This is a genomic window from Bacillus cihuensis (assembly GCF_000504145.1).
Classification (GTDB): Bacteria; Bacillota; Bacilli; order Bacillales; family DSM-1321; genus Peribacillus; species Peribacillus huizhouensis.
The window spans coordinates 778,383-789,803 of the sequence record NZ_KI632495.1 but is presented as its reverse complement, the minus strand read 5'-3'; the positions used below and the strand labels follow the sequence as shown (position 1 = coordinate 789,803).

The 11,421-nt window shown below is 35.1% G+C and carries 9 protein-coding genes; 6 read left to right on the top strand and 3 right to left on the bottom strand.

Going from position 1 to position 11,421, the window contains the following annotated elements; all coding sequences use genetic code 11:
* Nucleotides 1–59: 59 nt before the first annotated feature.
* The 5 genes from V179_RS0109710 to rocF all read left to right on the top strand — a co-directional run bounded on the left by V179_RS0109710 (nucleotide 60) and on the right by rocF (nucleotide 7,567).
* Nucleotides 60–701, top strand: a complete 642-nt coding sequence (locus tag V179_RS0109710) for a hypothetical protein (RefSeq protein WP_028391264.1) — start codon at nucleotides 60–62, stop codon at nucleotides 699–701.
* Nucleotides 702–1,629: 928 nt separating this feature from the next.
* Complete coding sequence (locus V179_RS0109705) at nucleotides 1,630–2,835, top strand: quaternary amine ABC transporter ATP-binding protein (RefSeq protein ID WP_028391263.1); 1,206 nt, start codon at nucleotides 1,630–1,632, stop codon at nucleotides 2,833–2,835.
* Nucleotides 2,836–2,839: 4 nt separating this feature from the next.
* Nucleotides 2,840–4,567: a glycine betaine ABC transporter substrate-binding protein gene (locus V179_RS32200; protein ID WP_028391262.1), complete on the top strand. Its 1,728-nt coding sequence runs from the start codon at nucleotides 2,840–2,842 to the stop codon at nucleotides 4,565–4,567.
* Between the two features lie 762 nt (nucleotides 4,568–5,329).
* The gene (locus V179_RS0109695; RefSeq protein ID WP_235179011.1) at nucleotides 5,330–6,520 is read left to right on the top strand and encodes an ornithine--oxo-acid transaminase; all 1,191 of its coding nucleotides are present in this window, start codon (nucleotides 5,330–5,332) and stop codon (nucleotides 6,518–6,520) included.
* A 147-nt stretch (nucleotides 6,521–6,667) separates the two neighbouring features.
* Nucleotides 6,668–7,567, top strand: coding sequence for an arginase (gene rocF / locus V179_RS0109690; protein ID WP_407637232.1), 900 nt, complete (start codon nucleotides 6,668–6,670; stop codon nucleotides 7,565–7,567).
* Nucleotides 7,568–7,967: 400 nt separating this feature from the next.
* Here the strand turns inward: rocF and V179_RS0109685 are convergent, their stop codons facing one another.
* Nucleotides 7,968–8,246 carry a hypothetical protein gene (locus tag V179_RS0109685; protein WP_034300979.1) on the bottom strand — a complete coding sequence of 93 codons (279 nt, stop codon included), beginning with the start codon at nucleotides 8,244–8,246 and terminating at the stop codon, nucleotides 7,968–7,970.
* Nucleotides 8,247–8,579: 333 nt separating this feature from the next.
* Complete coding sequence (locus V179_RS0109680) at nucleotides 8,580–9,188, bottom strand: DedA family protein (RefSeq protein ID WP_028391258.1); 609 nt, start codon at nucleotides 9,186–9,188, stop codon at nucleotides 8,580–8,582.
* A 620-nt stretch (nucleotides 9,189–9,808) separates the two neighbouring features.
* Between V179_RS0109680 and V179_RS27700 the strand changes: the two genes are divergently transcribed.
* The gene (locus V179_RS27700; protein ID WP_051404909.1) at nucleotides 9,809–10,120 is read left to right on the top strand and encodes a protein kinase family protein; all 312 of its coding nucleotides are present in this window, start codon (nucleotides 9,809–9,811) and stop codon (nucleotides 10,118–10,120) included.
* Nucleotides 10,121–10,382: 262 nt separating this feature from the next.
* On the opposite strand, the gene V179_RS0109670 is transcribed toward V179_RS27700, so the two are convergent.
* On the bottom strand, nucleotides 10,383–11,414 hold the full coding sequence (locus tag V179_RS0109670; RefSeq protein WP_028391257.1) for a metal-dependent hydrolase: 1,032 nt from the start codon (nucleotides 11,412–11,414) through the stop codon (nucleotides 10,383–10,385).
* Nucleotides 11,415–11,421 lie beyond the last annotated feature (7 nt).

Below are 11,421 nucleotides of genomic sequence, written 5' to 3'. Positions count from 1 at the left end.
TATCTATATTTTCTGAATTATGTTACAATATCAGTATATATTTAAAGGAGGTAGTGTAAATGTCAAAAAATTACGAAATACTAATCCTGAATTGTGAAAGCGCTATCAACGATATAATTAACAAAATGGAAGAAGTTAGAATTAGATTTAAGAGTGCGGCTGTTCCCTATGTAAAGGAGTGGATGGAACATACAGCTAGAAATGAAATTAAAGAAAATCCAGAGTTAGCAGAAAAAGTTGGAGAAGTAAGACTAAAAGAATTAAAGTCTGAAGTTAACATTTTAATTGAAAATGCAGTTCATTTAGTTGATGAACATCTCGACAATAAAACTATTTGGTGGCATTTAAATGAACAGCAGGAGAAATCATATTGTGAAAATAACAGAATCCCCGATGATATTGAAAAAGCAATTAAATATATATTTGGACAATTGGGAGTTGTTCTTTCCAAAGATGGATTTATAAATGTTTCTTCTGCTACTGGGCAATATAAATATAAACCATGGATTGAGAGCGGAAACAAATATATGGATGAGAAACCAATATTTCCATATGCAATTGTTATACCCATAGAAATGAAAACTATTTTTATTGAATATCAAACACTGCTAAAGTCCGCACAAGAAAAAATAAAAGCAATAGAAGCTTTGAAAAAAGAACAAAAACAAACAAAAGTTGCAGCTCTTTGGGATTCGCTTTAAAATTTAATAATAAAGAAAGCTTCCATCAGAGGATTCTTTAGAGTGGGATAAATCTAAAAATGTAGTGATAAAAAATATAAATAACTACATACAATTTATTGAATATGAAAACCTAGAAACAGCACTTTTAAAGTGTTGTTTCTTTCTTTCTTTTACCCAACTTTAACGGGTAAGACTCTTAAAGCTAAAGAGGAATCGAAAGAAGCGTAGGTAAGTCAAACTGCCCGTAATACACCGATTTACATAATGTAAGAATATCATGACTTTCCGTTATACATTTGATGAATTTCACTATGATTTATCTCTGTCTTAATAAGCATTTATTAATTTCCGACTCTCTTCGTTTGAACTCTCACTTATTATTTGTTAAGGTAATAAAGTACTTCAGGGGGTATCCGTAAATTCCAAGGTAAGGAAAAATTAAAAAATCTGAGTAAAAATTCCATTTATATTTCAGTTGTTATTTGCTATCTGCTAGTTTCCTCAGTTGTGATTGTAACCTCTTTTCCCTACTCGAACTACTCATTAAATCACAAATTTATTTAAAGCAAAATCATTGCTTACGGGAATCTTTTTTTCAATTTAGGTGGTCTAGCGCAAGCAGCCGAACCCCCAAAGTCGTGTCTAGCAAAGACATTGGCGACTTACACTGGGTGGCTCTTTTTAGTTCGACTTGTCTATGAGAAGTGGTAGTCGCACTTCTAAGTCGAATCTTTAGAAGGATGTAGGTTAGAACAGACAAAATAAGGAGGTGGCATATAGCCGTTCTTCTATGCTCTTGGATGAGTTGACTTCAACGTCTGAATAAATATAGCAACTCTAAGTTCCAAATAGGCGCTTGCACGTTTTATGATTACTCATCATAAAACGAGAAAAATTCGGCAAAACTGAATATAATATGGGGCAACTATTAGAATGAGGTGACTTGATGAATCCGTATGTAGAAGTCAGGAATGTGTCGAAAATTTTTGGCAAATCTCCAAAAGCAGCCATTGATTTATTAAAGCAAGGCAAATCAAAAAAAGAAATTTTGAAAGAAACGGGTCAAACGGTCGGAGTTAATAATATAAATTTTGAAATTTATCCTGGTGAAATCTTTGTTATTATGGGGTTATCTGGTAGTGGAAAATCCACTTTAATTCGCATGTTCAATCGGTTGATCGATCCGACAATAGGAGAAATCTTGATTGAGAATGAAGATATCGTGAAGATGAATGCATCTCGATTAAGAGAAGTAAGACAAAAGAAAATCAGCATGGTCTTTCAAAATTTTGCATTATTCCCTCATAAAACCATTTTAGAAAACACTGAATATGGACTTGAAATCCAAAAAGTAGATCCAAATGTACGAAAAGAAAAGGCGATGAAGGCACTAGAAGTCGTTGGTTTAAAAGGGTATGAAAATCAACTTCCATCACAGCTTAGTGGCGGAATGCAGCAAAGGGTAGGTCTTGCTCGGGCACTCGCTAGTGATACAGATGTCTTATTGATGGATGAAGCTTTTAGTGCACTCGATCCGTTAATTCGTAAAGACATGCAGGATGAATTACTCGAAATACAAGAGCAGTACAAAAAAACGATTATTTTTATTACCCATGATCTTGATGAAGCGTTAAGAATTGGTGACCGAATTGCCTTGATGAAAGATGGTAGTGTCATTCAATTAGGTACGCCTGAACAAATTATGATGAATCCTGCTAATGAATTTGTTGAAAAATTCGTTGAAGATGTGGACTTATCTAAAGTATTAACAGCATCACATGTTATGAAACGTCCAGAGAAAATTGGTGTTGACCGAGGACCAAGGGTTGCACTGGAAATTATGCGAAAACAAGGATATTCTAGCATATTTGTTGTTGATCGGAAGCAAAAGCTACTAGGAGCATTGACCGCCGAGGAAGCACGTCAGGCAATTGATCAGAATCAATCCATTTCTGAAGTGATGACAATCGATATACCAACCGTTACAGAAGATGAACTACTTGTTGATCTTATGGACGTAATGGCAACCTCCAGTTTGCCAATATCGGTGTTAGATGAAGAGAAAAGATTAAAAGGAATTATCATTCGCGGAGCTGTAATTGGTGCTTTAGCGGGTAATAAAGATTCTTTGAATGAGATGGAGAGTGAATGATTAAATGAACATGCCGAAAATTCCACTAGGTGCTTGGGTAGATTCTCTAGTGGATTGGATAACTATTGCATTTGCCGGACTATTTTCTATTATAACGAGTGCGATTGAAGGGCTATTAAACATCCTAATAAATGTAATGAGTTTTGGTCCACCTATCGTATTAATAATAATCCTTACCCTTTTGGTGACATATACCAGTCGATGGCCATTGGGAATCTTTACATTAATAAGTTTATTATTGATTGATAATCTCGGATATTGGGATTCAAGTATTCAAACACTTGCAATCGTTATTTTATCAGGGTTTCTCACAATACTTATTGGGATACCAATCGGAATATGGTGTGCGCAAAGTAACACAGTGAGAAAAATTATTACTCCCATATTAGATTTTATGCAAACAATGCCTGCATTTGTTTACTTAATTCCATCCATATTATTTTTTGGTATTGGAGTCGTACCAGGGATTATTGCTTCGTTTATTTTTGCGATTGCTCCGACAATCCGTATGACCAATCTTGGCATTCAAGAAGTACCTAAAGATTTAATCGAAGCGTCAGATGCATTTGGTTCAACTAGCAGTCAAAAATTATTTAAAGTCCAATTACCATTAGCAACGCCAACGATTTTGGCCGGGGTTAACCAAAGTATCATGCTTGCTCTATCAATGGTTGTTACTGCTTCATTAGTTGGTGCGCCTGGACTTGGAGCAGATGTTTACCGAGCTGTAAGTCAAATTAATGTTGGGCAAGGATTTGAAGCTGGATTATCTATTGTCTTCATTGCGATTATTCTCGATCGTATCACGCAAAACTTACGTAAACCAGCGTATGAGCATATTCTTAGTCGTAAAATTGTTTTTTCTATCTTAGCTGCACTTGTGGTAGTTACAGCATTATTTGGTGCATTTACGAAAGAAAATGCTGTGAAAGGAGATCCAAACAGTATTGGTGGGCAAACGAATTATACAATCATTGGTATTGAACCTGGGGCTGGAATAATGAATCAGTCTAGGGATGCAATTGAAAAATACGGATTGGATAATTGGCAACTTGTTGAAGGGTCATCGGCGGCAATGGTTGCAGAATTGAAGAAAGCCTATAATAAGAAAGAACCAATTATTGTTACGGGATGGTCACCACATTGGATGTTCTCCACATACGATTTGAAATATCTCGATGATCCTAAGAATACTTTTGGTGGATCTGAAGAAATTAATACAATCGTTAGAAAAGGATTTAAAGAGGATGCGCCAGGCGCTTATACAATTCTCGATCAATTTAGCTGGAAGACAAATGATATGGAAGAAGTGATGGTTGATGTTACCGGAGGTATGGACCCATCTAATGCTGCTGAAAAATGGATCAATGCGAATCAAGACAAAGTAGCTGAATGGACAAAAGGTGCTCAAGCAGGAAATGGGGAAAGTATCAAACTTGTCTATGTTGCGTGGGACACAGAAATAGCCAGTACAAATGTGATTGGCAAAATTCTTGAGCAAAATGGCTATAGGGTTACACTAAGTCAAGTTGAAGTGGGACCAATGTTTGCTGGTGTTGCCAATGGCAGTGCCGATGCAATGGTCAGTGCGTGGCTTCCAAGTACCCATCTCGAATATTATAATACTTATAAAAATGATTTCGATGACCTAGGACCCAACCTTAAAGGAACGAAGACAGGCTTAGTTGTACCAAAATATGTCGATATTAATTCAATTGAAGATTTAAAATAAAAAATAACATAAGAGTCAGAACACGCAATCAGTATACACCGTTCAAATTAAGCGTAAGCATCACAAGAACCGTGTATAGCGAGCGTAGTCTGACTCTTTTTTTGTATGTCCAAGTCTTCCGAAAATAGGATAATAAACATGCCAGCAAAATATTTATTCCAATAACTACCTCGTCAGAATATTTAAATTTATCCATAAACATAATACAGCAAAACTATTTTTACTTCTATTATTAAGGCTCTTTTCGTAAAGATTGTTGTTTTTAGCAAGAAACCAATTCGAACAGATGTTGATTGTAGTGGAAGGTGCGAGACTCCTGCGGGATAAGCGTGTTGAGGGAGACCCCGCAAGTGCAAAGCACTGAGGAGGCTTCTGAGACCGCCCGCGGAAAGCGAGTACCTGCAACGGAAATCAACCCGGGTTATTAGTGTAAAAATGATTGAAAAGCAACAAAGTATGTGAAAAAGCCATTATTAAAAACTGATCAATAACGCAACAGATTTTGCTTGTCGTTTATTGATTGCAACAACATGCTGTTCATATTGAAATTGACTAGAACAATACCGCAAAAAAGAGCTGATGCTTGACAGTTTTCAACAAATAAAAAATGAAAAAAGTGCTAAAGTTGAACAAAGAGTCACAGCTTTTTTTATCATATACTGATACTTTACTATTACTTTTTTGATTGAGGATCTTAATTTCATTCCTATATCATTTGCAAAAAAAGATTTTGCATATCAATTTAATTAGGAGGTAATGAAAATGAAATCTGAAGAAATTATTCAAAAAACTAATAAATTTGGTGCCAATAATTATCAGCCACTGCCAATTGTAATTTCATACGCCAAAGGAGTGTGGGTAAATGATCCAGAAGGCAAGCAATATATGGATATGTTAAGTGCTTATTCGGCGGTGAATCAAGGACACAGACATCCCAAAATCATTCAAGCATTAAAAGAGCAAGCAGATAAAGTAACTTTAACATCACGAGCATTTCACAATGATCAGCTGGCGCCGTTTTATGAAAAAATCGCAAAACTAACTGGAAAAGAAATGATCCTACCGATGAACACAGGTGCTGAAGCTGTGGAAACAGCTATTAAAGCAGCAAGACGCTGGGCATATGATGTAAAGGGAGTTGAAGAAGACAAAGCAGAAATAATTGCATGTACCGGAAATTTCCATGGACGTACGATGAGCGCTGTTTCGCTATCTTCAGAGCAAGAATATAAAAGAGGATTCGGCCCGTTACTTCCAGGAATTAAACTGATTCCATATGGAGATATCAAAGCACTAAAAGCTGCAATAACTCCACAAACAGCGGCTTTTATCGTTGAACCCATCCAAGGAGAAGCAGGCATCGTTATTCCACCAAATGGATATTTACAAGAGGTTGAAGAGGTTTGTAAACGGACAAATGTATTATTCATCGCAGATGAAATCCAATCTGGTCTTGGTCGTACTGGGAAAAACTTTGCTTGTGATTGGGAAAATGTAATTCCTGATGTATATATCATAGGAAAAGCACTAGGTGGGGGTGTATTCCCAATATCATGTATTGCCGCAAATAAAAACATTCTCGGAGTATTTAATCCTGGGTCACACGGTTCAACATTTGGTGGAAATCCGCTTGCATGCGCTGTTTCAATAGCTTCTATTGAGGTATTAGAGGAAGAAATGCTGGCAGAGCGTTCATTGAAGTTAGGAAATTACTTAAAAGAAAAACTCCAAGAAATTAAAAATCCTCTCATTAAAGAAGTACGCGGTAAAGGTTTATTCATTGGACTTGAGTTAACGAAAACTGCACGTCCTTATTGTGAGGCGTTGATGGAAGCAGGAATTTTATGTAAAGAAACACATGATTCGGTCATACGATTTGCTCCTCCTCTAGTGATTTCACAAGAAGAACTTGATTGGGCTATAGCTCAAATCAAAAGAGTTCTTTCAAATTAGTGAATTTTCAAGAAGGAATAAACTAGAATAAAGTCGAATAATATTTCTAATCCATGATGTAGCGTATATATTACTCACCAACTTCTTTCTTTTACTACCAATTATGAAGTTTTTGTAGGAAAAGCTAGCTTAATAAGGAGAATTATGATGAATAAAAAAATTATGATTATTGGGATGCCGATGGATTTGGGGCAAATGAGAAGAGGCGTAGACATGGGCCCCAGTGCCATTCGTTATGCTGGGATAGTAGAGAGGCTCAGCAGTTTGAATTACGAAGTCCACGATATTGGCGACATTCATATCGGCCGACCTGAAATAAGCATTGACCAAGACTCAAAGCTTCGCAACCTAGAATTAATAGCTGAAAAAAATGAACTTTTGGCCAATGAGGTACATAAAGCAATAGAAAACGGAGCTTTTCCACTAGTATTTGGCGGCGATCATAGTATTGCAATTGGAACGCTTGCTGGTGTCTCCAAACATTATGAAAATTTAGGGGTCATCTGGTATGACGCACATGGTGATTTGAACACGGCCGAAACATCACCTTCAGGTAATATTCACGGAATGCCCCTTGCTGCAAGTCTTGGATTGGGACACCCGGCACTTACTCAGCTTGGAGGATACGCGCCGAAAATCAAACCAGAAAATGTAGTTATTATTGGTGCTCGCGCATTGGATGAAGGTGAAAAAGTGTTAATAAAAGAAAAGGGAATCAAAGTGTATACGATGCATGAAATTGATCGAATCGGCATGACAAAAGTTATAGAAGAAACAATTGAACGCTTTAGAGGACGTACAAATCATGTTCATCTATCACTAGATTTAGACGGTCTTGACCCATCTGATGCCCCTGGAGTCGGAACTCCTGTTATAGGAGGTATTTCTTATAGAGAAAGTCATTTAGCAATGGAAATGTTGGCAGAAGCAAGCATCATAACTTCAGCAGAGTTTGTCGAAGTCAATCCAATATTAGATGAGAAGAATAAAACTGCAATTGCTGCTGTGGCAATGATGGGATCGTTATTCGGTGAGAAACTTCTATAAAATTAAATGAAACACTTCATCAGTGAGGGGCTTACTGACCGTTAAGAGTGGGATAAAAACAAGCGAAAGACTTTCATCATACATTCTTAACAAAATAATAATTATAGAACCAATTTATCTAGGCTGCATAAATTGAAGAGAGGAATCAAAAGGGGTGACCCAAATGAATAGTGCTCAACTTTTAGAAGCAAAAGAAATATTAATAGGAAGACTATTTACATTGGGAGGTATGATAATATAATCAAGGACTATTCAATTAATAGATTAGCAACTTTAATGTAGTTTATCCTATTTTCATAACGGAGCAAAAAGAGGTTGACACACCTGTCAGCCTCTAAATTATTAATACAAGGTCAAACATTCATATCATTCAATTGATCATTTGATTTATATTCGATAACTAATAATATGGGTAGTATGGATAGCTATCATAATACGGATAACTATAGCCATCATAATAGGGATAACCGTAGCCACCGTAATAAGGACCCAATAAGGCACCAGCAGCAAGACCCCCTAACAGTCCTCCAACAAAAGGGCCTCCGAAGCCAAATCCAAATGGCCTACCAAAACCAAATGGACTTCCAAACCCAGCGTGAAAACCATGGCCGAATCCTCCAAAACCAAACGGTCTTCTCAAGTCATTTACATCCAGATGATTAATTAGACCAGTATTCATAATAGGCCTCCTTTTTTCTAATTCTCAATAAAATATGTTCTTACCTATAATATGTATAGGTAAGTGTCCAGAGATAAAAGATATATTAGAACTTAGTTAAAGTGTGCGAGATCAGACCCTTATGAGACAACCTATTTCTGAAGATTTAATAAAGTGGAATTTCAATCAGTGGGGATTTCTTTATCCCACACTGATTATTAGTCCTCTCATGAAAATAGCCATTAATATCATTTATGTAAACTTACTTCATGTTTTACTGTCCGTTAAGGCGAGAAAAAACTTTATAGTCTTTCCCTATATTCTCACGAGCAACTTTTATGTAATTAAATCACTTCACACAAATTTCCCACTATTTTTGGACTTCTTAAAGTATACAAATGCAAAAATAAGAAGGAGAAGGACAACAAGTATAATAATGTAAAGACTATAATCAGTTAAATAAATTCCAACTTTCTTCCATTCTCTGCCTAGTTTTGTTCCTAAAGTAATAAAAGTGAAACACCATACAATTGCTCCAGAATAAGCATACACAGCAAATTTTTTATAAGAAAGCCCGTTAATACCAGCTAGATAGGCAGTAACATGACGGATTCCGGGTATAAAATAACCAATAAAAAGAAGAAATGGACCTACTTTCGAAAATAATAGCTTTGTTTTATTAATCCTTTTCTCAGTAAGATGAAACTTTGGTCCGAATTTCCTTAAAAATGGTAAACCAAATTTCTTCCCTAAAAGGTAACTAATTGATATACCCCCGATAGCACCGGTAACTGCACTTACTAAAGAAGTCACATAATTCAATTGATCATTAAAAACTAAATAACCTATATATGTTAAAAGAATTTCATCAGGTATTGGAAGTCCTATAATCCCTCCCATTAAAGCAATAATGATACCAAAGTATCCAAAATGTCCTAGAAGATACATCAAGTGTTGCATCATGGATTCACCCACCCAGTATTGATAATTAACATTTTTTAATAAATTTTTTATCAAATACACCCTAAGCATAAACAAATTATCATAAACGGTAAGGTTACTCTTAATCATTTTCGGAATAGTAGACAGATAACACCCATGTTATGAATCAAATAATTCCATATGATGACAAATAACACCGAGAAATTGGCTGTAATGAAAAAAACTAATCTAAAACCATGTAATCCCCCGAATTCTAATGATGATGTCTCGTTAGCTCTTTGATAATGTCTCCTAATTTTGTATCAAAAATTATTAGACGACCCTGCTCTAGTATTACATTCCCCAATTATCTTGTAAACAATTAGTTAAAAAGTCATAGTAAATATGATTAGATAAAAAGAGAAAAATGATAATAATTGACAAAAAAATATAGATGAAACTATTTTAGTTTTTGATTTCAAAGAAATGGATAGTTTGATATTTTTACCGAAAAACCATTAACATATTTAATAAAGGATGGAAACTATTAGATGCCAAGGTTAAACATTAACCATAACAAAAAATTTTAATTTCCCTATTTTCCATCTTTAACAGAAGCAGTTTCCAATTATTTAGTCATTGATTATATAGAGGGTGAAACGTTGTTTGAATGTTTAAAAAAGGGTATCCCTATTTCAGAAGACCAGGAAAAAGAGGTTGATCGTGCTTTACGATTAGCTAGACAAGAAGGCTTGAATCCATCTGATATCCATTTACGAAATATCTTTCTCACATCAGATAGTAAAATTAAACTAATCGATGTAGCTCGATTTAGACAAAATAAAATATGCAGGCAGTGGAGTGACTTAATAAATGCATTCTACCGCTTTTATAAAAAGCGTTTTTTTTCAAAGAGAATACCAGAATTCATATTAAACACTATTGCCGGGCTTTATAAAAAACTATTATTATAACGTTGAAAGTTTTCAACAGTTTCGTTTTTTGCTAATAGGTAAACATAAAAACATTTTCCATAGAGAGACAAGCTAGAAAAATTATCACAGGAACTGCGAGCGAACTTTTGAAAATATCTATACGAGTTGAAACAAACAAAAGCAGTACTATTATACGTTCTTTAAGTCTTGTTTTCTTAGATAGAAAAGAGGAGTCAAAAAAAACGAGCCTCTTCTTTCTAAGGCTCGTTTTTCCTACTACACTTCTTCTCTAATAAATTACTTAATCAATAGTTACCCCTCTAAAATAGGATTTCTTCTTTCCAGAATTAGAAGCTGAAGTTTGCTCTAATTTTCTTATAACTTTTTTATATTTTTTCAAAGAAGAAACCCACCCCGTATAGGATGCCGTGTTTTTTAATTCAGCGGAAATAAACACAACAGCTAGATAAGGAAAAAATTTATTGTGGCGAAAACGGAGATCTTTCCAATAAACAAAGGTTCCATTTTTCTTTTTTTCGACAAAGGGGTAGGCATAATCGGTGCTTGAAAGAAAGTCAGTTACGAGACTGTTATTCATGCTTTCCAAAATCATTTCAGAGTCTAACTGCTTTTTCGGTAGTGTATGTTCAATAATAAGGCTTTTTCTGGAATATTCACCGAATAAAAAATCATCCTCCGTTTCGATCAACAAACCCCAATAAAGGATTCTTGCTCTTGGGATTAGTTTGATGTGAATTGCATTTTGAAAATAACCTTGCAAATATCTTTTTGTATAGTAGGCATAGGCAGTGCGAATTAATATATATAAGAACATCAGCAAGTATACGACAAGAAAAACTCTTCCTGGCTCATAAAAAGGAAGAAGAAAAAACCCAATAGTATGAAGTACTAAAATATATGGATCTACTAATGGTATCGAATCAAACGAAATCCATTTTGTGGAAAATGGCCGAATTACCTGGGTTCCATACACATTAAATAAATCTAAAAAGACATGCAAAGTAACGGAAAGAAACGTCCAAATAAACAAATGTAAATAGGATATATCAGGGAGAAAAGAATAAATGGTACCAGAAACGGCAAGACCCCATAACGGAAGGGCAAGTAGAGAATGTGATAACCCTCTATGATGGCGATAATAGCTGCTATTTCCTTTAAATTTATATACATAATCAAAATCAGGTGCGTTTGAACCAATCAATGTACCTAATAGCGTTGCATAAGATAAGGTTGTACTTTCAGCCACTATTGGATCTATTTGTGATAACGCTCCTAGACCTAAGCCAATAATAATATGGGTAGTTGTATCCATTTTCTAA